Annotated in this window: 19 protein-coding genes; all 19 read left to right on the top strand. The window is 72.5% G+C overall.

Annotated features, from left to right (window positions below; genetic code table 11):
* Positions 1-65 precede the first annotated feature (65 nt).
* The 19 genes from KUA19_RS20245 (at position 66) to KUA19_RS20155 (ending at position 21,519) form a co-directional block, all read left to right on the top strand.
* A complete protein-coding gene (locus KUA19_RS20245) occupies positions 66-275 on the top strand; it encodes a hypothetical protein (RefSeq protein ID WP_217397754.1) in 210 nt (69 codons plus the stop codon).
* Positions 276-629: 354 nt separating this feature from the next.
* The gene (gene mraZ, locus KUA19_RS20240) at positions 630-1,061 is read left to right on the top strand and encodes a division/cell wall cluster transcriptional repressor MraZ (RefSeq protein ID WP_217397752.1); all 432 of its coding nucleotides are present in this window, start codon (positions 630-632) and stop codon (positions 1,059-1,061) included.
* A gap of 193 nt (positions 1,062-1,254) precedes the next feature.
* Positions 1,255-2,241, top strand: a complete 987-nt coding sequence (gene rsmH, locus KUA19_RS20235; protein WP_217397750.1) for a 16S rRNA (cytosine(1402)-N(4))-methyltransferase RsmH — start codon at positions 1,255-1,257, stop codon at positions 2,239-2,241.
* 29 nt (positions 2,242-2,270) lie between these two features.
* On the top strand, positions 2,271-2,816 hold the full coding sequence (ftsL, locus tag KUA19_RS20230) for a cell division protein FtsL (protein WP_217397748.1): 546 nt from the start codon (positions 2,271-2,273) through the stop codon (positions 2,814-2,816).
* A 223-nt stretch (positions 2,817-3,039) separates the two neighbouring features.
* The gene (locus tag KUA19_RS20225; RefSeq protein ID WP_217397746.1) at positions 3,040-5,316 is read left to right on the top strand and encodes a peptidoglycan D,D-transpeptidase FtsI family protein; all 2,277 of its coding nucleotides are present in this window, start codon (positions 3,040-3,042) and stop codon (positions 5,314-5,316) included.
* A gap of 163 nt (positions 5,317-5,479) precedes the next feature.
* Positions 5,480-6,982, top strand: coding sequence for a UDP-N-acetylmuramoyl-L-alanyl-D-glutamate--2,6-diaminopimelate ligase (locus KUA19_RS20220; RefSeq protein WP_308167548.1), 1,503 nt, complete (start codon positions 5,480-5,482; stop codon positions 6,980-6,982).
* Positions 6,979-8,418, top strand: coding sequence for a UDP-N-acetylmuramoyl-tripeptide--D-alanyl-D-alanine ligase (locus tag KUA19_RS20215; RefSeq protein WP_217397742.1), 1,440 nt, complete (start codon positions 6,979-6,981; stop codon positions 8,416-8,418). Before KUA19_RS20220 ends, KUA19_RS20215 begins: the two co-directional genes overlap by 4 nt.
* Positions 8,415-9,533 (top strand): phospho-N-acetylmuramoyl-pentapeptide-transferase, encoded by a 1,119-nt coding sequence (mraY, locus tag KUA19_RS20210; RefSeq protein ID WP_217397740.1) that lies wholly within the window; start codon positions 8,415-8,417, stop codon positions 9,531-9,533. Before KUA19_RS20215 ends, mraY begins: the two co-directional genes overlap by 4 nt.
* A gap of 5 nt (positions 9,534-9,538) precedes the next feature.
* Positions 9,539-10,933, top strand: a complete 1,395-nt coding sequence (gene murD / locus KUA19_RS20205) for a UDP-N-acetylmuramoyl-L-alanine--D-glutamate ligase (protein ID WP_217397738.1) — start codon at positions 9,539-9,541, stop codon at positions 10,931-10,933.
* Between the two features lie 160 nt (positions 10,934-11,093).
* Positions 11,094-12,557: an FtsW/RodA/SpoVE family cell cycle protein gene (locus KUA19_RS20200; protein ID WP_217397736.1), complete on the top strand. Its 1,464-nt coding sequence runs from the start codon at positions 11,094-11,096 to the stop codon at positions 12,555-12,557.
* Positions 12,557-13,690, top strand: a complete 1,134-nt coding sequence (murG, locus tag KUA19_RS20195) for an undecaprenyldiphospho-muramoylpentapeptide beta-N-acetylglucosaminyltransferase (RefSeq protein ID WP_217397734.1) — start codon at positions 12,557-12,559, stop codon at positions 13,688-13,690. The genes KUA19_RS20200 and murG overlap by 1 nt, the downstream gene beginning before the upstream one ends.
* Positions 13,691-13,716: 26 nt before the next feature.
* Positions 13,717-15,183, top strand: a complete 1,467-nt coding sequence (murC, locus tag KUA19_RS20190; RefSeq protein ID WP_217397985.1) for a UDP-N-acetylmuramate--L-alanine ligase — start codon at positions 13,717-13,719, stop codon at positions 15,181-15,183.
* Positions 15,183-16,010 (top strand): cell division protein FtsQ/DivIB, encoded by an 828-nt coding sequence (locus tag KUA19_RS20185; protein ID WP_217397732.1) that lies wholly within the window; start codon positions 15,183-15,185, stop codon positions 16,008-16,010. Before murC ends, KUA19_RS20185 begins: the two co-directional genes overlap by 1 nt.
* Before the next feature lie 253 nt (positions 16,011-16,263).
* Complete coding sequence (gene ftsZ, locus KUA19_RS20180) at positions 16,264-17,373, top strand: cell division protein FtsZ (protein WP_217397730.1); 1,110 nt, start codon at positions 16,264-16,266, stop codon at positions 17,371-17,373.
* A gap of 198 nt (positions 17,374-17,571) precedes the next feature.
* Positions 17,572-18,300 (top strand): YggS family pyridoxal phosphate-dependent enzyme, encoded by a 729-nt coding sequence (locus KUA19_RS20175; protein ID WP_217397728.1) that lies wholly within the window; start codon positions 17,572-17,574, stop codon positions 18,298-18,300.
* 243 nt (positions 18,301-18,543) lie between these two features.
* Entirely contained in the window at positions 18,544-19,305 is a 762-nt protein-coding gene (locus KUA19_RS20170) for a cell division protein SepF (protein ID WP_217397726.1), read from the top strand.
* Positions 19,306-19,329: 24 nt separating this feature from the next.
* Positions 19,330-19,620 (top strand): YggT family protein, encoded by a 291-nt coding sequence (locus KUA19_RS20165; protein WP_217397724.1) that lies wholly within the window; start codon positions 19,330-19,332, stop codon positions 19,618-19,620.
* Positions 19,621-19,681: 61 nt separating this feature from the next.
* The gene (locus KUA19_RS20160) at positions 19,682-20,461 is read left to right on the top strand and encodes a DivIVA domain-containing protein (RefSeq protein ID WP_217397722.1); all 780 of its coding nucleotides are present in this window, start codon (positions 19,682-19,684) and stop codon (positions 20,459-20,461) included.
* Positions 20,462-20,829: 368 nt separating this feature from the next.
* Positions 20,830-21,519 carry a hypothetical protein gene (locus KUA19_RS20155; protein WP_217397720.1) on the top strand — a complete coding sequence of 230 codons (690 nt, stop codon included), beginning with the start codon at positions 20,830-20,832 and terminating at the stop codon, positions 21,517-21,519.
* Positions 21,520-21,565: the final 46 nt, after the last annotated feature.

Raw genomic sequence — 21,565 nt, 5'->3', positions numbered from 1 at the left:
CCCGGGCAGGGGCGAGTCGCCGCGCGTACCGGTGCGGCCGCCGCTGGACCCGGGAAGGACCCGCCGTGCAGGAACCCTCCGATCGCCGTCCCCGTTTCGACCCCACCCGCCTCGTGCTCTCCCTGGGCGCCGGCCTGGCCGCGGTGAGTCTGCTGGGCGCGCCCGCCGCGACGGCGGCGCCCCGCCCGCCCGCCTCGGCGCAGGCTTCGGTCGACGACGAGCGTCCGCAGCCGCCGGACGCCGACACCCTGCCGGACGAAGACGAAACGGCCTGATCCGAAAACTTTCGAAGACGCTGCCGAAGGGCACTGTCTCGCCACGCTCCGCGACGTTCGCGCAGCGCCATGTGACGAGCAGTGCCCTTCGGCGTACCCGCAACCGGGTGTCAAAAGAATGACCTTGGTTACCCGGCGCGCCGCCGCTCCACTCCACTCCACCGGCGATGAGCTGCGGCGATATGGAGCGGTAAGGCACCCGGAAGGCTGATTTCGCATTGACGGTGGAGGGAAGTGGAGTAAAGTGGGGCGCAATGGCGGGCCGTGGGTCCGCCGGCCCCGCAGGCACCGCGTATGGGCTCGTCCGCGAAACGAGCGCAGTCGCGGCGTCGGTCTAAGAGGGGGTGGGGGCCGATGTTCCTGGGCACCCATACTCCCCGGCTGGACGAGAAGGGTCGGCTGATCCTGCCTGCCCGGTTCCGGGACGAGCTGGCGGGAGGTGTCGTGATCACCAAAGGGCAGGAGCGCTGCCTCTATGTCTTCACGGTGCCCGAGTTCCAGCGCATCGCGGGACAGCTCGCCGAGGCGCCCATGACGAACAAGGCGGCCCGCGCCTACGGCCGGGTCTTCTTCGCGGGCGCCCACGACGAGGTCCCCGACAAGCAGGGCCGGGTCACCATCCCGCCCCACCTGCGTGAATACGCGGGGCTCGACCGTGACCTGGTGGTCATCGGGGCGAGCACCCGGGTCGAGATCTGGGACAAACCGTCGTGGGAGTCCTACCTCGCGGCGAACGAGGACGAGTTCGCCGACATCGAGGAGGGGGTGCTGCCCGGCGGTCTATGAGGATGGGCGGGTCCCGGCGCGCGAAAGCCGGACCCGGGCCGCCGTACCGCGAGATCTCCACCCGCTCCGGCACCTGGCATCACTTCCCCGATGCCAGGCGCATTCGCTCCCACCTCGGCCGCGAGGCGGGACGGGGAAGCGGATGGGGATCTGGCGGTACGACGGCAGGCACAGCGAACAGGGGGGCTCGACCATGGTGGAACCGCGTGGCGTTCACGTACCGGTTCTGCTCGATCGATGCCTACAACTGCTGGCTCCCGCTCTCGACCGGCCCGGTCGCGGCCCCGACGGACGCACCATCCACGTCGACGGCACGCTGGGTCTCGGCGGCCACGCCGAGGCGGTGCTCACCGCGCACCCGAACACGATCCTGGTGGGACTGGACCGCGACACCGAGGCCCTGGCCCACTCGCAACGACGGCTGGCTCCCTTCGCCGACCGGATCCATCTCGTGCACGCCGTCTACGACGAGCTGCCCGACGTGCTGGTCAAGCTGGGCCTCGACGCGATCGACAGCGCCCTGTTCGACCTGGGCGTGTCGTCGCTGCAGCTCGACGCGGCCGACCGCGGGTTCGCCTACGCCCAGGACGCGCCGCTGGACATGCGGATGGATCAGACCACCGGCACGACCGCCCAGGAGATCGTCAACAACTACTCCCACGCCGAGCTCACCCGCGTGCTGCGGGTGTACGGCGAGGAGAAGTTCGCGTCCAAGATCGCCGCGGCGATCGTGCGCGAACGTGCCAAGGCGCCGATCACGTCATCGGCGCTGCTGGCCGAGCTGGTGCGGGACTCGATCCCGGCCCCGGCCCGGCGTACCGGGGGACATCCGGCGAAGCGGACGTTCCAGGCGCTGCGTATCGAGGTCAACGGCGAGCTGTCCACCTGGGAGCGGGCACTGCCGCGGACGATCGACGCGCTGACGCCGGGAGGGCGGGTGGTCGTGCTGTCGTACCACTCGCTCGAAGACAAGATCACCAAGCAGGCCTTCGTGGCCCGCGCCCGCAGCACCGCTCCGATCGGACTGCCGATCGAGCTGCCGGGGACCGGGCCGACGCTGAAGCTGCTCACCCGGGGTGGGGCGGAGCTGCCCAGCGACGAGGAGGTGGCGCGCAACCCGCGAGCCGGATCGGTGCGGTTGCGCGCGGCGGAGACGATCGACAGGGACCACGGTCCATGAACCGACAGCTGCGAGCAAAGGGGGCAAAGATGAACGTGACACCGCTGCGGGCATCGCGCCGCAGCAACGAGCCGCCGCAGGCGGCGCCGCGCCCGGGGGGTCGGAGCGCGACGCACGAGACGGTGGCCCTGCCCGAGCGCGGGACCGCGCGTGGGCGGTACCGCACCAATGGCAACGCCGCGCTGGCGGCGCAGCCGGCCGAGGAGCCGGTGCGTCGGCCGCGGCTGCGGCTGGCGCCCCCGGTGCCGGTGGCCGCGCCGCGTACGCCGTTCGTGCTGCTCATCGTGCTGGTCGTGGTGGCCGGGGTGCTCGGCATCCTGGTGCTCAACACCAAGATCGCCGAGAGCGGCCTGCAGTTGACCGATCTCAAGCACAAGCAGGCCCAGCTGGACCTGCGTGAGCAGCAGGTGAGCCAGGAGATCGCGGAGGCGGAGTCGCCGGGTCGCCTGGAGGCGGCGGCCAAGCGGCTGGGCCTGGTGCCCGCGGGTTCACCCGCGTTCATCCGGCTGCCCGACGGCAAGATCATCGGGGTGCCGCAGCCGGCCACCGGCAAGCCCAGCATCACCAGCCAGTAATACGTGAGCGCGCCACGGCGCGGCCCCGCCCGGGTCGCGCCGTGGCGCCGTTGCGGCCCGCCCGGTGCCGTCGCGGCACCCCCGCCGACGGCGCCGGGCGCCGCCGTGTTCCGAGTCGCCGGGCACTCGGGCCTGTCGGGGCTCGTCCAGTGGCCGACCGCTCGGCGACTCGGCGGATCTTGGGGCCAGTGAGGACCGGGCGGCTCCAATGTGAGGAGAGACCATGGCGCGACGCGAGGACGAGGAATCACCCCGGCGCGGGACCGGCCGCCGTTCAGGCATCTCCGACGCACGCGCCTTCACGCCGCGTGGCCGCACCGTGCGCGACGGGGCTCCCCGGGCCGGGGACACCGACGCCGCCGACGGGGGCGAGGACCCGCGCGTTCAGCACGTACCCCCGGTCGGCCGCGCCCGTGCCGACGCGGCCCCGCGCGGCGCCCGTAGCGCGCCGAGAGAAGCGTCGCCGGTCGAGGACGAGGACGAACTCGACGCGCTGGCCGAGCGGGAGCTGCAGCGGCGCCGGGCCGCGCTGCGCATGGTTCGCGGCGGCCGCGCCGACGAGCCGCCGACCCGGGCGGCCGCCGGGCTCAAGCGCACGGCCGGACGCGGCGAACCCGCGGGGCGGGAACCGAAGCGGGGTCCCGTCAGGGCGCGCGAGGCGGCCCGGCGCGAGGCTGTGGTCGTACCCCCGTGGCAGCGACGCGGCCCGCAGCGACGCGGCGGCCCGGACCGGCCGGGTGCGACCACGCCCACCCCGCCCCGCCTGGGCTCGCCCAACCGGCGGCTGCGGTTGGCCACGGTGCTGTCGCTGCTGCTGTTCGTGGTCATCGGCATCCGGCTGGTCCAGTTCCAGCTCGCCGACGCGCCCGCGTTCGCGGCGGCCGGGCTCAAGGAGCGCCTGGACGAGGTCGGCCTGGCCGCGCCGCGCGGCGCGATCTTCGACCGGGACGGGGCGGTGCTGGCGCGCAGCGTCGAGGCCCGCTTCGTCGCCGTGGACCCGGAGCTGGTGACCGATCCGGTGGGTACAGCCCAGAAGCTGGCGCCGCTGCTGGGCAAGGCCCCCTCCGAGCTGGAGCCGCTGCTGCGCAAGGGCACCCAGGAGGTCATCGGCGGGCCGGTGCGGTTCCGCTGGCTGACCCGGGGCCTGAGCGTGGAGACCGCCGAGGTGGTGCGCGCGATGAAGCTGCCCGGGATCCGGGTCGAGCGCGACGAGCGCCGCGACGTGCCGGGGGCGGACCTGGCGGCCAACCTGATCGGCTTCACCGGCACCGACATGACCGGCCTGGCCGGGCTGGAGGCCCGCTACGACGACGTGCTGCGCGGCCACAACGGCGAGCTGGTGTACGAGGTCGGCAACGCCGAGCTGCGCAAACCCATCCCCGGCGGCTACCGCCACGAGACGCCGGCGCAGCCGGGCAGCTCGCTGGTGCTCACCATCGACTGGGACGTGCAGTACCAGGCCCAGCGCATCCTGTTCCAGAACATGGAGCAGGAGCACGCGATCTGGGGCGCCGCGGTGGTGCTGGACGTCAAGACCGGCGAGGTGATCGCGCAGGCGTCGTACCCGACGTTCAACGCCGCCGACTGGGGCAACGCCAAGCCCAACGAGCTGGTCGACGCGGCCACCTCGATCGTGGTCGACCCCGGTTCGGTGCACAAGGCGGTCACCCTGTCGGCGGCGCTGGAGGAGGGCGTGGTCAAGCCCGACTCGACCATCAGCATCGGTCCGGTGATCTACAAGGGCGGGTCGGCGTACCGGGACACGCACATGTTCGCCGAGGGCACGAAGATCACGCTGCCGGGGCTGATGGCGTACTCGTCGAACGTGGCGACCATCAAGATCGCCGACAAGCTGGGCCCGGAGAAGCTGTACGAGTACCAGCGCAAGTTCGGGCTCGGGCAGCCGACCGGGATCGGGGTGCCCGGTGAGTCGTCCGGGCTGGTGCAGCCGCCGGAGAACTGGAGCGGATCGTCGTACGGCTCGATCCCGATCGGCCACGGGGTGGCCGTGACGCCGCTGCAGATGGCCGAGGTCTACGCGACCATCGCCAACGACGGCGTCTGGATGCAGCCGCACCTGATCAAGGAGACGATCGACCCCAAGGGCGTGCACGCCCCCGGCCCGGCACCGCAGTCGCACCGGGTGATCAGCGCCGAGACAGCGACCTCGCTGCGCCGGATCATGGAGGCGGTCACCACCGTCGACGGCGCGACCGGCCGCTCGGCCGCACTGGCGGGCTACCGGATCGCGGGCAAGACCGGCACCGGCTCGCAGGTCGTCAACGGCAAGTACGTCAAGGGCGAGGTCGGGTCGTTCATCGGCATGGCCCCGGCCGAGGCGCCGCGCTACGTCATCGCCGTGTTCGTCAAGGCGCCCGGACTCGGGGCCGGCGGCAAGGTGGCGGGTCCGGCGTTCCGCGACATGATGGCATTCACGCTGCGTCACTTCAAGGTGCTGCCGAGCACGCAGAAGTCGCCCACGTTTGTGACGTATTACTGATCAATGTCACTAGAAGTCAGACACAGCGGGCACAGGTGTACGGCACGTCACCGCGCAGCGGGTAAGGTCTGACGCCGTGCCAGGCAAACTCAGCTTCACCGCCGCCGAGCAGTCCGGCGGGACCGCGTCGGCGGCCGCGCTGCGCCCCACCCACATCGTCCCGGTGGACCTGTCGGCCATCGCGGCACTGGTCGGCACCGCGCTGGAGCCTGACGGGATCGTGGTCACCGGGGTGACCCACGCCAGCGACCAGGTGCTGCCCGGCGACCTGTACGCCGCGCTGCCCGGCGCCCGGCGCCACGGGGCCGAGTTCGCCGTCGCCGCGCTCGCCGCCGGCGCGGTCGCCGTGCTGACCGACGACGCCGGGGCCGCCCACGAGGGCGTCGCCGTCGCGGCCGCCGCGGGGGTGCCGGTGCTGGTGGTGGCCGACCCGCGCCAGGCCCTGGGACCCGTCGCCGACCTCGTCTACGGCTCGCCCACCACGAAGCTGGCCGTGATCGGGCTGACCGGCACCGCGGGCAAGACCTCCACGGCGTACCTGGTCGAGTCGGGCCTGCGCGCCGCCGGGCACGTCACCGGCCTGATCGGCACGGTCGAGACCCGGCTGGGCGACCTGGCCGTCACCAGCAAGCGCACCACCCCCGAGGCACCGGATCTGCACGCGCTGTTCGCGCTGGCGGTCGAACGCGGCGTGACCGCGGTGGTGATGGAGGTGTCCAGCCACGCGCTGGCCATGGGCCGGGTCGGCGGGGTGCGCTTCGCCGTCGGCGGCTGGACCAACTTCGGCTCCGACCACCTCGACTTCCACACCGACACCGAGGACTACTTCCAGGCCAAGGCGCGCCTGTTCGACGGCCGCTGCCACCACGAGGTGCTCAACCTCGACGACCCGGCGCTGTCGGTGCTGCTGCGCCCGCACACGGTCACCTTCTCCGCCGCCGGGAACCCCGCGGCCACCTGGCACGCGCAGGACGTGGTCGAGGAGGCGTTCGGCCAGCGGTTCACCGCGGTCGGCCCGCCCGGCAGGCTGCCCGCCGCGGTCGCGTTGCCCGGCCGGCACAATGTGGCCAACGCGCTGCTGGCGCTGTGCTGCCTCACCGCCGCCGGCGTCGACCCGACCGTGGCCGTGGCCGGGATCGCCGCCTGCCGGGGCGTGCCGGGCCGCCTGGACCGCGTCGAGGCGCCCGGCCCGGTGATCGGGGTCGTGGACTACGCGCACAAGACCGACGCCATCGTGGCGGCCCTGCGCGCGCTGCGTTCGCTGGCCGACTCGCGCGGCGGGCGGGTCATCTGCGTGCTCGGCGCGGGCGGCGACCGCGACACCGGCAAGCGCCCGCACATGGGCTCGGCCGCCGCGCACGGCAGCGACCTGCTCATCGTCACCGACGACAACCCGCGCACCGAGGACCCGGCGTCGATCCGTCGCGACGTGCTCGCCGGGGCGGTGGCGCAGGACCCGGCCGCCGAGGTCGTCGAGGTGGCCGGGCGGCGCCGCGCCATCGACGAGGCGGTCGCCCGCGCGCTGCCCGGCGACGTGATCGCGCTGCTGGGCAAGGGCCACGAGACCGGCCAGGAGGTCGGCGGGCAGGTGCTGCCCTTCGATGACAAGGTGGAGCTCGCCGCCGCTCTCACCGCCCGCTTCGGTGCCGAGGAGGACGCTCGATGATCCCGATGACGCTGGCCGAGGTGGCCGCCGCCGTGGACGGCACGCTGCACGAGGCCGACCCGGCCGCGCGCGTGCTCGGCACGGTGGAGTACGACTCCCGCAAGCTCACCCCGGGCGGCCTGTTCGCCGCGTTCGTCGGCGAGAAGGTCGACGGCCACGAGTTCGCCCCGACGGCCATGGCCGCGGGCGCCGCCGCGGTGCTGGGCACCCGGCCGCTGCCGGGCGTGCCGATGATCCTGGTCGACGACCCGCTGGCGGCACTGACCCGGCTGGCGCGCGCGGTGCTGGACTCACTCGACGTGACCGTCGTCGGGATCACCGGCTCGTCCGGCAAGACCACCACCAAGGACCTGATCGGCCAACTGCTGGGGGAGCTGGGGCCGACCGTGGCGCCGCCGGGCAGTCTCAACAACGAGCTGGGTCTGCCGTACACGGTGCTGCGGGCCGACGAGCACACCCGGTACCTGGTGCTGGAGATGGGCGCGCGGGGGATCGGGCACATCAAGGACCTGTGCGAGATCGCGCCGCCGCGCATCGGCGTGGTGGTCAACGTCGGCGTCGCGCACATCGGCGAGTTCGGTTCGGTCGACGGCATCGCCGCCGCGAAGTCCGAGCTCCCCCAGGCGCTGCCCGCCGGCGGGCTCGCGGTGCTCAACGCCGACGACCCGCGCGTGGCCGCCATGGCGGCGGTCACCGCGGCGCCGGTGGTCCTGGCCGGGCAGGCCGAGGGCGCCGACCTGCGGGCCGTCGACGTGGTGCTCGACGAGCGCGGGCGGGCGTCGTTCACGCTGGTGCGGGGGGAGCACTCGGCGCCGGTGGAGCTGGGGCTGACCGGCGCGCACCAGGTGGGCAACTCGCTGCTGGCCGCGGCCGTGGCGCTGCACTGCGGCATGCCCTGGGCCGAACTGGCCGCGGCGCTGGCCCGGTTGCGCACAGTCTCGACCCGAAGGATGGATGTTTTCGACCGTGCCGACGGTGTCACGGTCATCGACGACTCGTACAACGCGAACCCGGCCTCCACCGCGGCGGCGCTGCGCGCCCTGTCGGCGCTGGGCGGCGGCGCCGGTGCGGACACCGGTGGCCTGAGCCGCCGGACCGTGGCGGTGCTCGGCTACATGGCCGAGCTGGGTCAGGCGGAACGCGACGGCCACGCGGAGGTCGGCGCACTGGCCGCTACGCTCGGCGTCGGCCTGCTCATCGTGGTGGGCGAGTCCGCCGCGCCGATCCTCGACGGCGCGGCCTCGGTGCGGCATTGGGAAGGTGAGTCGGTGCTGGTCAGCGATCAGGCGGCGGCGATCGGCGCGCTGCGGGAACGGCTACGGGCCGCGGACGTGGTGCTGGTGAAGGGGTCGCGCTACCGGACCTGGGACGTGGTGGACGCGCTGCGGGAGACCCACGCGCCGCTGGGCGCGAGCAATGGAGACGGCCACCGATGAGATCCATCATCGTCGCGATCCTGGTGGCGTTCGCGATATCCCTCTTCTGCACCCCCATCGCCATCAAGGCGTTCAGCCGCCTCAAGGCGGGTCAGCCCATCCGCAGCGACGGCCCGCAGTCCCACCTGGGCAAGAAGGGCACGCCCACGATGGGCGGCGTGGTGTTCATCGCCGCGACGGTCATCGCGTACGTGGTGGCCCACCTTAGCCTGACCACCCTCCCGGAGCAGCAGATCGCCCAGGTCAAGCCGACCACCACGGCGCTGGTGCTGCTGGGCCTGTTCGTCTTCTGCGGCGCGGTCGGCTTCATCGACGACTTCCTCAAGGTGCGCCGGCGCAACAGCGGCGGCCTCAACAAGCGCGGCAAGCTGCTCGGCCAGCTCATCGTCGGCGCGGTGTTCGGCGTCATCGCGCTGTCGGACCCCAGCTCGAACCTGCAGACGGTCGGCTCGACGAAGATCTCGTTCATCCGCGACATCAGCTGGCTGGACCTGGGCAAGGTCGGCGCGATCATCGTGTTCGTGTTCATCGTGCTCGGCGCCACCAACGGCGTGAACCTCACCGACGGCCTGGACGGCCTGGCCACCGGCGCCTCGGTGATGGTGCTGGGCGCGTACAGCTTCATCGCGGCCTGGCAGTACCAGCACTGGTGCGCCGACGAGGGCTACATGCGCGGCTACCTGGGCAACGCGGCGCACTACTGCTACCTGGTGCGCGACCCGCTGGAGATCTCCATGATCGCGGCGGCGGCGGCCGGGGCGTGCGTGGGCTTCCTATGGTGGAACACCTCCCCGGCGCGGATCTTCATGGGCGACACCGGCGCGCTGGGCCTGGGCGGCCTCATCGCGGGCCTGGCCATGGCGACGCGTACGGAGCTGCTGCTGCTCATCGTCGGCGGCCTGTTCGTGATCATCACGATGTCGGTGGTGATCCAGGTGATCTCGTTCCGGACCACCGGTAAACGCGTGTTCCGCATGTCGCCGCTGCAGCACCACTTCGAGTTGGCAGGCTGGAGCGAGGTCAACATCGTCGTCCGCTTCTGGATCATCGGAGGTATCGGGGTGGCGGTCGGCCTGGGCATCTTCTACAGCGACTTCCTGCGTGTGATGGGGTGACTTCGATGTACGAGGGCCGCTCGGTCCTGGTGGCCGGGGCGCGGATGGCGGGAGCCGCCTGCGCCACCGCCCTGGCCGGCCTCGGTGCCAAGGTGACCGTGGTCGACCGGGCGGCCTCCGCCGACACCGAGCGGCTCGCCGACGCGGGCATCGCCGTGGTGATCGGCGAGCCCGACCCGGCCGGGCTGCTGTCGGGCGTCGACGACCTGGTCGTCTCGCCCGGCTTCCCGCCGCATCACCCCCTGGCGGTCGCGGCCGCGGCCGCGGGCATCGAGGTGTACAGCGAGCCCGAGCTGGCCTGGCGCCTGCGCGGCCCGGACGCACCCCGCTGGCTCGCCGTCACCGGCACCAACGGCAAGACCACCACCGTCACCATGCTGGCGGCGATGCTGGCGGCGGCGGGCCTGCGCACCGCCGCCGTGGGCAACATCGGCCGCCCGCTGGTCGACTGCCAGCACGGCGGCCCCGACGGTTACGACGTGCTCGCCGTCGAGCTGTCCAGCTTCCAGCTGCACTGGTCGTCCACGCTCGCCCCACACGGTGGCGCCCTGCTCAACCTCGCCGACGACCACCTCGACTGGCACGGCGACTTCGACCGCTACGCGGGCGCCAAGACGGCCGTGTGGCGTTCGGCGGCGGCCGGGGGCACGGCGGTCGGCAACCTCGACGATCCGCGCGTCAGGAGGCTGCTGGAAGGCCTGCACGCGGCGGGGTCGCCCGGCCGCCTGGTCGGGTTCACCCTCGACGTGCCGCCGCGCGGCTGCGTCGGCGTGGTCGAGGACGTGCTCGTCGACCGCACCGGCGACGGCGACGCGCACGAACTGGCCACCCTGGCCGACATCCGACCCGTCGGCGCCCACAACGTCGCCAACGCCCTGGCCGCCGCAGCCCTGGCGCTGTCGGCGGGGGTGTCGCACGAGGCGATCCAGCGGGGCCTGGCCGGGTACGTGCCCGAGCCGCACCGCAACGCCACCGTCGCCACCGTCGGCGGGGTGCGCTGGGTCGACGACAGCAAGGCCACCAACCCGCACGCGGCGCAGGCGTCGCTGGTGTCCTACGAGCGGATCGTGTGGGTGGCCGGGGGCCAGCTCAAGGGCGTCGACATCGACGAGCTGACCGCGCTGGTGGCGCCCCGGCTGGCCGGAGCCGTGCTGCTGGGCGTCGACCGGGCCCAGGTCGCCGCCGCGCTCGCGCGACACGCGCCGCACCTGCCGGTGGTGGACGTGGCGCGCACCGATGATGGGGCGATGGAAGCCGTCGTGGCCGCCGCCGCCCGCCTCGCCTCGCCCGGCGACACGGTGCTGCTGGCGCCCGCCGCGGCGTCTCTGGACATGTTCACCAGCTACGCCGCCCGCGGCGACGCCTTCGCCAAGGCCGTGCACGCCCTACCCGCCACCTGACCCGAACCAGCGCCGTCCCGTCCGCCCCGCGCGGGCACCGCTTTTTCTTTGACGTTGGCCTATCTAGAAGACGAATAACCGAAAACGGTCCACTAGATAGGCCAGCGTCAATGCTAGGGCGGGGCTCCGCGACCACTCGCCGAGATCGGAGCAGCCGACGATGACCGGTGACGCCCGTACGGCCACCGCGCCCCCGCCCGCCGAGACCGCGCCGGGCGCCCCGGGCGCCCGTACCCCCCGGTTGGACCCCTTCGCCTGGCTGCTGGCGCTGCGCGGCCTGCTGGCCCGCCCGCTCGCGTCGTACTACCTGCTGCTGGCCAGCGCGGGCCTGCTGCTGGTGATCGGCCTGGCCATGGTCTTCTCCGCGACCAGCGTCCAGGCGTACAACACCAGCGGCAACGCGTACGCCGTGATCGCACAGCAGATCGGCGCGGCGGTGGTGGGTCTGGCCGCGTTCTGGGTCTGCCAGCGGCTGCCGCGGCGCACCTTCCGGGCCATCGCCAAGATCTCACTGACCGTGTCGCTGGTGCTGCTGGTGATCATGGACGGCATCGCCGTGCTGTACGCCGCCAAGGCCCTGCCCGCCCCCCGCATCGGCTTCGTCCACTCCGAGACGCTGTGGCTCTACCTCGGCCCGCTGCAACTGCAGCCCTCCGAGCTGGCCAAGTTCGCGCTGGTGCTGTGGGGCGCCGACGTGCTGACCCGCAAGGGCAAGTCCATCGTCAACCCGCGCGAGCTGCTGACCCCGCTGTTCCCCGTGGTGGGCCTGCTGTTCGTGCTCGTCGGCTACACCGACCTGGGCACGATGCTGTGCCTGCTGATCCTGTTCACCGGCCTGCTGTGGGCCGCGGGTGTGCCGATGCGCTTCTTCGGCATGCTGATCGGCGCCGGTCTGGCCGGTATCGCCCTGCTGATCATGGCCCCGGTCGGCGGCGGCTACCGGTCCGGCCGGTTCGGCGCGTTCTTCCAGTCCGACGCCGACATCATCAGCTGCTTCGCCCGGGACGAGACCTGCTACCAGGCCAAGCAGGGCCTGCTGGCGATCGCCGACGGCGGCTGGTTCGGGGTGGGCCTGGGCAAGAGCAGCCTCAAGTGGAACTGGCTGCCCAGCGCGCACAACGACTTCATCTTCGCGGTCATCGCCGAGGAACTGGGCGTGGTGGGCTGCCTGGTGGTGCTGTCGCTGTTCGCGGTGCTGACCTACACCGGGCTGCGGATCGCGCGGCGGGTGCAGGACCCGTTCCGGCGGATGGCGGCCTGCGCGGTGACCCTGTGGCTGGTCTCCCAGGCTGTGATCAACATCGGTGGGGTGGTGAAACTGCTGCCCATCACCGGTCTGCCGCTGCCGTTCATCTCCGACGGCGGCACCGCGCTCGTGGTCACCCTGGCCGCCGTCGGCATGCTCGCGTCGTTCGCCCGCGCCGAGCCCGACGCGGCCCGCGCCCTGCACGCCCGTCCGGCACCGAAGTGGGTGCAGCTAGTGTGGGCGCCGTTGCCCGCGCTTCCGACGCCGGCCCGCCCCGCGGACGCGGCGGCGGAACCGGCGGGCAAGCCGGAGCGCACGGAGCCGAAGGCGAAAGAGCCGCCGGCCCGGCGAGGTGGACCGACCGAGAGGAGACGGTGATGGTGAGCGGTGGTGGCCGACTGCGTTCGGTGGTGCTGGCCGGTGGTGGGACCGGGGGGCACATCTACCCCCTGCTGGCCTTCGCGGACTGCCTGCGGCGGCACGACCCCGACATCCGCATCACCTGCCTGGGCACTCCGCGCGGGCTGGAGACCGAGCTGATCCCGGCCGCGGGTTACGACCTGCGGCACATCCCGGCGTACCAGCTGCCGCGCTCGCTCAACATGAACCTGCTGCGCACCCCGGACCGGATGTGGCGGTCCACCAAGGCGGCGCGCGCGGTCATGGACGAGGTGCAGGCCGACGCGGTGGTGGGCTTCGGCGGGTACGTCTCGGTCCCGGCCTACCTGGCCGCGTGGCGGCGCAACACCCCGATCGTGATCCACGAGGTGAACGTGCCCGCGGGCGTGGCCAACAAGCTGGGCATGCGCTTCACCGAGAACCTCGCGCTGGGCTTCCCGCACCAGCCGTACCAGGACGAGTCGCTGCGCTCGGGCACCGTGGTCGGCGTGCCGCTGCGGCGCTCCATCGCCGGGCTGGACCGGGCCGCGCTGCGCGAGCGGGCCCGCGCCCACTTCGGGCTCGACCCGCACCGGCCGACCCTGTTCGTCTTCGGCGCCTCGCAGGGCGCGCGCTCGATCAACCTGGCCGTGGCCGGGGCGGCCAAGGCGATCACCAACGCCGGGGTGCAGGTGCTGCACGTCATCGGGGCCCGCAACGAGGACTTCGACGTGCCCACGGACCTGAACGCGCCGTACGTGCGGGTGAAGTTCATCAACGAGATGGAACTCGGCTACGCCGCGGCCGACCTGGCGCTGTGCCGGGGCGGTGCGATGACCTGCGCCGAGACCGCCGCGATCGGGCTGCCCGCGATCTACGTGCCGCTGCCCTTCGGCAACGGCGAACAGCGGCGCAACGCGCTCCCGGTCGTTGAGGCAGGTGGTGGTCTCATCGTCGACGACGGCGACCTGACGCCGGGCTGGATCGAGCAGAACGTGGTGCCGCTCGTGACGGACCCGGCCCGCCTGCACGCGATGGGCACCGCCGCGGCCGCGTACGGTCGACGTGATGGGGACGAGCAGCTGCGTTCGTTCCTGATGGCCGCCCTGGCGGCCCCGGACAGGCGCAACTGAGGAGGCTGCAGGTGGAGACGGCGGAGATGATCCCGGCGGGGGTGCTCACCGCGGAGGACCTCGGTCGGGTGCACATGATCGGCGTCGGCGGGGTGGGCATGAGCGGCCTGGCCCGGCTGCTGCTGACCCGCGGGGTGCCGGTGTCGGGTTCGGAGCTGCGCGAGTGGCCCGCCCTGGCCGGGCTGCGCGCCCTGGGCGGCACCATCTACATGAGCCACGACGTGTCCAACCTCGACGGGGTGGACACGGTCATCTACTCGACCGCGATCCCGGCCGACCACCTGGAGCTGGCCGAGGCGCGCCGCCGGGGCCTGCGGGTGCTGCACCGGTCGGAGGCGCTGGCCGCGTCGATGACGGGGCGGCGCACCATCGCGGTGGCGGGCACGCACGGCAAGACCACGACCACGTCGATGCTGACGCTGATCTTCCAGCACGCGGGGCTGTCGCCCTCCTTCGTGATCGGCGGGGAACTGTCCGAGGTCGGGTCGAACGCGCACCACGGCACCGGTGAGTACTTCATCGCCGAGGCCGACGAGAGCGACCGCTCGTTCCTGCTGTACCGGCCGCACGTGTCGATCATCACGAACGTGGAGGAGGACCACCTCAACACGTACGGCACGCTGGCCAACCTGGAGGACGCGTTCGTCGAGTTCGGCGGCCTGGTCGAGCCCGAGGGCTTCGTGGTCACCTGCGCCGACGACGCGGGCAGCCGCCGGGTCGCGCAGCGGCTGCGCGAGCAGGGCCGGGTCGTGTACACGTACGGCGAGTCGCCCGACGCGGACCTGCGGCTGACCGACATCACCACCACCGCGGCCGGGGTGCGCTACCTGGCCAGTTTGGACGGGGAGTCCCTCGGCGAGTTCTCCATGCCGGTGCCCGGCCGCCACCTGGGGCTCAACAGCGCCGCCGCGGTGCTCACCGCGCTGCGGCTCGGGCTGGACCCGCAGGTGGTCGCGGCCGCGCTGGCCGCGCACCCGGGGGTGCGTCGCCGCTTCGAGCTCAAGGGCATCACCGCGGGCGTACGGATCTACGACGAGTACGCCTACCACCCGACCTCGATGACCGCCGCGCTGAGCACGCTGCGCGAGGTGGCCGGAGACGGGCGACTGGTGGTGGTCTTCCAGCCCTACCGCCTCTACCGCACCCGTGACCTGCAGACCGAGATGGCCACCGCGCTGGCGCTGGCCGACGAGGCCGTGGTGATGGAGGTCTTCGGGCCGGGCGAGAACCGCGAGCCGGGTGAGGGCGGGGTGGCGCTGACCGCGGCGATCCCGCTGCCCGCCGACCACAAGGTGTTCGTGCCGTCCTGGGAGGACGTGCCGGGCGAGGTGGTGCGCCGGGCCCGGGAGGGCGACGTGGTGGTCACCATGGGCGCCCCGCCGATCTCGCTGATGGGTGACGAGCTGCTGGCCGCGCTCGGCGGTCAGGGCAGCCACGACGGGCCCGGCAACGGGTACGTCGCCCGCCACGCCCAGCCGGGTGAGCCTGCCTGATGCCGGACTCGCCGGGGGACTCGCGGCGCCGCTGGCGGCTGGTGCGGGCGGGCACCGACGCCATCCCGCCGGCGCTGCGTCAGTTCATGCGCCGCCAGTTCGCCTGGCGCCAGGTGCTGCAGCGCAAGCGGGGCCGGATGCGCCCGGCCCGTCGCCGCCGGGTGCTGCTGGCCCGGCTGGTCGCCGTGACCGCCCTGGCCCTGGTGGCCGGGGCGGTCGGCTGGCTGATCCTGGCCTCCCCGGTCCTCGGCGTACGCGAAATCCAGGTCGAGGGGGCGCTGATCCTCGACGCCGACCAGGTGCGCGAGGCGGCCGCGGTGCCGCTGGACACGCCGCTGGCCCGGGTGGACACCGACGCGGTGGCCGCCCGGGTCGCCGCGCTGCCGCCCGCGCTCAAGGTCGAGGTGTCGCGCGGTTGGCCGTCCACTCTGGTCATCACCGTCGTGGAGCGCACCGCCGTCGCCGGTGTCCCGGTAGGAAAGAAGTATGATCTTTTCGACGATCATGGTGTGATCTACCGTACGGTCTCCAGCCTGCCGTCCGGCCTCGTGCGGGTGCGGCTGGCCACGCCGGGTCCGCAGGACGTCTCCACCCAGTCCGCGCTCACCGTCATCCGGGCGCTGACCAAGGAGCTGCGCGAGGACCTGGACACCCTGGTCGTCGACGGTCCGGCGCGCATCCGGCTGGAACTGCGCGGCGACCGGATCGTGGCCTGGGGAGACGCGGAGGAGAGCGACGACAAGGCGAAGGTGGCCACGGCGCTGCTGACCAAGCCGGACAAGCTGATCGACGTCAGCGGCGTGCCGGACGTGGTCACGCTGGGCTGAGTGGCGCGGCTGCTCCACAGTGGAAGACGTGACACGCCGTCGCGGTCCTTGGATCACGGCGTGCCGACGCTTACGTTTTCGTACGAGACAATGATTGACATAACCATAAGGCTCTAGTAGAGGTTTAGGGTTTTCCGCCCGAACCGCTGCCGGAGCGCGGCACGGAGGCCCTCCTCCTCCGCCGCGACACGCTAGGCCGGGTGAGGGCGCTGCTCTCGCCCTTGTGGCACAAGAGCCTCGAAGGAAGGGCCCGATGACACCTCCGCACAATTACCTCGCGGTCATCAAGGTCGTCGGCATCGGCGGCGGCGGCGTGAACGCGGTGAACCGCATGATCGAGGTCGGTCTCAAGGGCGTGGAGTTCATCGCCATCAACACCGACGCGCAGGCGCTGCTGATGAGCGACGCCGACGTCAAGCTCGATGTCGGCCGCGAACTGACCCGGGGCCTCGGCGCCGGCGCCAACCCCGATGTCGGCAAGAACGCCGCCGAGGACCACCGCGACGAGATCGAGGAGGTGCTCAAGGGCGCCGACATGGTCTTCGTCACCTGCGGCGAGGGCGGCGGCACCGGCACCGGTGGCGCGCCCGTGGTCGCCAACATCGCCCGCAAGCTGGGCGCGCTCACCATCGGCGTGGTCACCCGACCGTTCTCGTTCGAGGGCAAGCGCCGCCAGGTGCAGGCCGAGTCGGGCATCGAGGAGCTGCGCAACCAGTGCGACACGCTCATCGTGATTCCCAACGACCGGCTGCTCGCCCTCGGCGACCGCGGCATCACCATGATGGACGCGTTCCGCCAGGCCGACCAGGTGCTGCTCTCCGGTGTGCAGGGCATCACCGACCTGATCACGACCCCAGGTCTGATCAACCTGGACTTCGCCGACGTCAAGAGCGTCATGTCCGGCGCGGGCAGCGCGCTGATGGGCATCGGCAGCGCCCGCGGTGACAACCGCGCGGTCGAGGCGGCCGAGCGCGCCATCTCCAGCCCGCTGCTGGAGCAGAGCATGGACGGCGCGCGCGGCGTGCTGCTGTCCATCGCGGGCGGCTCCGACCTGGGCCTGTTCGAGATCAACGACGCGGCGCAGCTGGTCACCGACGCGGCCCACCCGGACGCGAACATCATCTTCGGCGCGGTGATCGACGACGCGCTCGGCGACGAGGTGCGGGTGACCGTGATCGCGGCCGGGTTCGACGGCGGGTCGCCGTCGTACAAGCCGGTGGAGATCCCGCGCAAGGTGGCGCCGCCGGTGGAGACGCCCACGCTGCGCCACCCGACGCCCACCAGTACGCCCCCGGCGCAGTCGCAGCGAAAGGTGCTGTTCGACGACGTGGACGTGCCCGACTTCCTCAAGAACGGGTCGTGACCGACGGCCGCGGCGGGCCCGAACCCGCCGCGGCCGCTGCGCCCGCCCGGCCCGGCCCCGCCCGGCCCCGCCCGCTTAGCATCGACAGTGGCCTATCTAGAGGACAGTTTCCCGGAATCCGTCCTCTAGATAGGCCACTGTCGATGCTAAACCCCGTACCATGCCCCCACCCCGACCCCGACCCGAACGGCCGTACCCATGACTGACCTGGAGCGCCGCGAGCAGATCGCGCACAATCTCGCGGCCATGCGGGAGCGCATCGCCGCCGCCGCCGCCCGCGCCGGACGTGACCCGGCCGAGGTGACGCTGGTCGCGGTGACCAAGACGTACCCGGCCGGCGACGTGCTGCACCTGGTCGAACTCGGCGTCACCGAGGTGGGGGAGAACCGCGACCAGGAGGCGGCGCCCAAGGCGGCCGAGGTGGCCGCGGCCGGGGCTGCCCCGCACTGGCACTTCATCGGCCAACTGCAGCGCAACAAGTGCCGCTCGGTGGCGGCGTACGCGGCCATGGTGCAGTCGGTCGACTCCGTGCGTCTGGCCACGGCGCTGGGCGAGGCGGCCGCGCGCCTGCGCGAGCACCCGCTGGACGTGCTGATCCAGCTCAGTGTGGACGGTGACCCGCACCGCGGCGGCGCGCTGGCGTCCGGTGACGACCCCGACCGGGCGATGCTGCGGGTGGCCGAGGCGGTTGCCGCCGAACCGGCGCTGCGGCTGCGCGGCGTGATGGCTGTCGCCCCACTCGAATGGGCCCCGGATCTCGCTTTCGCGGAGGTGGCCAAGTGCGCCACACTGGTCCGCGCGGTGCATCCTGAAGCGACGGTGATGTCCGCGGGGATGAGCGACGATCTGGACGAGGCGGTGGCCGCGGGCGCGACACATGTGCGTATCGGCAGCGCATTGCTCGGAATGCGACCACCCCTGCGGTAGCCTGGCGGCGGGCACCGAATTACATGAGTGTGGTTAACCCACGCGAGTGAAATAAGAGGTGCAGCAGGTACCGGCTTCGAGGCGGGGACGCCGTGCGGCGGCGTCGATGGCCGGAGGTGGGAGCATCTCGGCGGCGCGCGCGAACGCGCCGGCGGGGCGGACCTCCTTCGGGAAGCGGGTGTCTGCGCGAGAGCGGCACAGGCACGGGGGTTTGTGCCGCACGGCGGACGGAGGGGCGCGGCAATGGGCGCACTGCGGAAGGCGGGGGTCTGGCTCGGGCTGGTCGAGGACGATGACGAGCACGAGTACGACGAGCCTGCCTACGACAAGGGCTACACCTCCAACTACCGTGACCGCGGGGGCCGCCGAGGTGAGCGCGGCGACGACCGGTACGGCCGTGGCGCGGGCCGCTACGACGACCTCGGCGAGGACGACGACGAGGACCTGGACGAGGCGCCTGCGGTGCCGCGTACCCGGGTGGCGGCCGACCGCAGCGGTTCGGCCCGCCTGGAGGCCGCGCGTGAGTCGGCGCGCGCCGAGGCGACCCGGCTGAACGTCGAGGCGCGCCTGGAAGCGGCGCGGGCCGAGCGGGCCACGGTCCGTCCGATCACCGCGAACACGCGACCGCTCACGGCCACCACGTCCACCGCCTCGACGCGCGACAACCTCGCGCTGGCGCCGGTGGCGCAGCCGCAGCAGCGGGTGGCCCCGGTGGCCGAGGACAACCGGCCGCAGATCACCACCCTGCACCCCACGACGTACAACGAGGCGCGGCAGATCGGGGAGCGGTTCCGCGACGGTACGCCCGTGATCATGAACCTGACGGAGATGGACGAGGCCGACGCCAAGCGGCTGGTGGACTTCGCGGCGGGACTCGCATTCGGGTTGCGGGGTACGATCGAGCGCGTCACCAACCGGGTGTTTCTGCTCTCACCGGCCAACGTCCAGGTCACCGCCGAGGACAAGGCCAAGATCGCCGAGGGCGGGTACCTCAACCAGAGCTAGTCCTACCGAGGGACTCCCAAAGACGTGTTCTCACCTGTGCTGCAAGTCGTCTACCTGGCGCTATACCTGTTCTACCTGGTGCTGATCGCCAGGTTCGTGCTGGGTGCGGTGCTGGCTTACGGTCGGCGCTGGCACCCCGCACGGGGGTCTGCCGCCACGCTGGAAGTCGTGTGGAGCGTCACTGATCCGCCCCTCAAAGCGTTGAGGCGTGTGATCCCACCGTTGCGCATTGGTACCGTGAGCATCGACCTGAGTTCGCTGGTTCTACTGGTTATCATTTCCGTTCTGATGTATATCGTCGGAAAGTTGATCTGAGGGTGACCCCCACCCGAGGCCCGGCTTTCCCGCGCGGCCGCGACTGACCCGAGGAGTTTCGATGCCGCTCACCCCGGCCGACGTGCACAACGTCGCCTTCAAGAAGCCCCCGATCGGCAAGCGGGGGTATGACGAGGAGGAGGTCGACGCCTTCCTTGATGAGGTTGAGCGCGAACTCGCCCGTCTGATCGAGGAGAACAGCGAGCTGCGCATGCAGGTCGAGCGAGGCGGCGGTGGCCGCCCGGCGGGCCCCGGCGGCCCCGACCCGCGCCTGGCCGCTGAGCTCAACGAGATGAAGGCCCAGCTGGACCGCATGCAGCGGGACAAGTCGGCGGCCGAGCAGGCCGCCCGCGCGATGCAGGGCGAGCTGGACCAGCTGCGTGGCGGCGCGAGCAGCATGGCCGCCGCGGCGGCCATGTCGGGCCCGGAGGGCGAGCAGCAGGCGCTGCGGGTGCTCATGATGGCCCAGCGCACCGCCGACGACCACGTCTCCGACGCCCGCCGCGAGGCGGACAAGGTGCTGTCCGAGGCGCGCGCCAAGGCGGAGGAGGTCACCCGCGACGCGCGGGCCAAGGCCGACGCGCTCGAGCGCGACGCCCGCCAGCGCCACCAGGAGGCCATCAGCGGCCTGGACGCCAAGCGCACCGCGCTGCAGCAGCACATCGACACGCTCAAGCAGTTCGAGCGTGAGTACCGCACCCGCCTCAAGGCGTACCTGGAGAGCCAGCTGCGCGACCTTGAGGGCCGCGGGCAGAGCCTCGAGGCCGAGATCGGGCGGGGCGATGACCGCGCCGCGGGCGGCCTGGCCGCCGCCGGTTCCGGCTCCTTCAACGGCCGCTGACGGTCGTCTTCCGAACCTCCCGGTCGGCCCGCGCGAACAGCGGGCCGCCGGGACGGGACGGCCGCTGTGTGCCCGTCCCCCGGCACCATCTGAGATCCAACCGCACCGCAGCATCGCCCCTCACGCACGTCGAAGCACCGCGGCAGCCTCACCCCTCGTCGCTGCCGTCGCACGCAGATAGCAGAGAGAAGACGACCCGGCGCCCGCCGGGCCGGCCGTCCGGGCCGGTGCTGGGGCTCGAGGTCGGCCGGCGCGGGACCCTCCCGCCCGGAGCGAGATGGGTTCGGCGGGCCGCGGCGTGCGGTCACGTTCATCGCTGCTCGGCGAGCCCTCGACACCTGATCTAGCCGACGCGGCGGGGGTGAGCTGTGATAGTCGCAAGTCTGCTGCTCATTCTCGGTGCTGTCGTGCTGCTCGTACTGGGGCTGTTGAACGGGTCGAGCGGTCTGCTCGTCGGTTCCATCGGCACCAGCCTGTTGGCCGCGGTCGCACTCGTCGTGGGGGCCCGCCAGGCCGCCGCGGCACGCGCCGCGGCAGGGGGCCTCGATGACGAGGACGAGCAGTTCGACGGTGACGAGGATGAACAACCGGTGGGCCGCAGGGCCGGCCGTACGACGGTGCCGCCACGTGCCCCGGAGCGTGAGCCCTGGGCCGACGAGCCGGTGCGACAGACCGGGCGGTCCGAGAACGGGCGGTCCGACCTGGGACGTTCCGACACCGACACGATGATGATGTCAGGGTATCCGCCGCAGCAGCCGGAGGTGGTCCTGCCGCAGCAGGGCGCCGGCGGCCGGGCGGACGACTACGACGACGAGGATCCGCCGGACGAGCCGGTCGCGCAGCGGGTGTCCGCCGCCGACGCGGCCCGGGTCGCCCGGATGTCCACCGAGGTGCTGGTCATCGACGGCCGGCCCCGCTACCACGTGGCCGGGTGCGTGCACCTGCTCGGCCGTCCGTGTGAGCCGCTGCCGGTCGCCGAGGCGGTCGACCTCGGGTTCAGCCCGTGCGGGCTGTGCGAGCCGGACAGCGCTCTGCTCGCGGACGCGCGCCGGGTCTGACCGACACCTGATCCGGTGTCCCCCGCCGACCGCCTCGGGTGCGGTC

This window comes from Catellatospora tritici (assembly GCF_019083965.1).
GTDB lineage: Bacteria > Actinomycetota > Actinomycetes > Mycobacteriales > Micromonosporaceae > Catellatospora > Catellatospora tritici.
This window is presented reverse-complemented; position numbering and strand designations above follow the sequence as displayed.

Excerpts from the sequence above, each read along its gene's own strand:
- mraZ (WP_217397752.1), top strand. The coding sequence starts at position 630 with ATGTTCCTGGGCACCCATACTCCCCGGCTGGACGAGAAGGGTCGGCTG.
- rsmH (WP_217397750.1), top strand. The coding sequence starts at position 1,255 with ATGGTGGAACCGCGTGGCGTTCACGTACCGGTTCTGCTCGATCGATGC.
- ftsL (WP_217397748.1), top strand. The coding sequence starts at position 2,271 with ATGAACGTGACACCGCTGCGGGCATCGCGCCGCAGCAACGAGCCGCCG.
- KUA19_RS20225 (WP_217397746.1), top strand. The coding sequence starts at position 3,040 with ATGGCGCGACGCGAGGACGAGGAATCACCCCGGCGCGGGACCGGCCGC.
- KUA19_RS20215 (WP_217397742.1), top strand. The coding sequence starts at position 6,979 with ATGATCCCGATGACGCTGGCCGAGGTGGCCGCCGCCGTGGACGGCACG.
- mraY (WP_217397740.1), top strand. The coding sequence starts at position 8,415 with ATGAGATCCATCATCGTCGCGATCCTGGTGGCGTTCGCGATATCCCTC.
- murD (WP_217397738.1), top strand. The coding sequence starts at position 9,539 with ATGTACGAGGGCCGCTCGGTCCTGGTGGCCGGGGCGCGGATGGCGGGA.
- KUA19_RS20200 (WP_217397736.1), top strand. The coding sequence starts at position 11,094 with ATGACCGGTGACGCCCGTACGGCCACCGCGCCCCCGCCCGCCGAGACC.
- murG (WP_217397734.1), top strand. The coding sequence starts at position 12,557 with ATGGTGAGCGGTGGTGGCCGACTGCGTTCGGTGGTGCTGGCCGGTGGT.
- murC (WP_217397985.1), top strand. The coding sequence starts at position 13,717 with ATGATCCCGGCGGGGGTGCTCACCGCGGAGGACCTCGGTCGGGTGCAC.
- KUA19_RS20185 (WP_217397732.1), top strand. The coding sequence starts at position 15,183 with ATGCCGGACTCGCCGGGGGACTCGCGGCGCCGCTGGCGGCTGGTGCGG.
- ftsZ (WP_217397730.1), top strand. The coding sequence starts at position 16,264 with ATGACACCTCCGCACAATTACCTCGCGGTCATCAAGGTCGTCGGCATC.
- KUA19_RS20175 (WP_217397728.1), top strand. The coding sequence starts at position 17,572 with ATGACTGACCTGGAGCGCCGCGAGCAGATCGCGCACAATCTCGCGGCC.
- KUA19_RS20170 (WP_217397726.1), top strand. The coding sequence starts at position 18,544 with ATGGGCGCACTGCGGAAGGCGGGGGTCTGGCTCGGGCTGGTCGAGGAC.
- KUA19_RS20160 (WP_217397722.1), top strand. The coding sequence starts at position 19,682 with ATGCCGCTCACCCCGGCCGACGTGCACAACGTCGCCTTCAAGAAGCCC.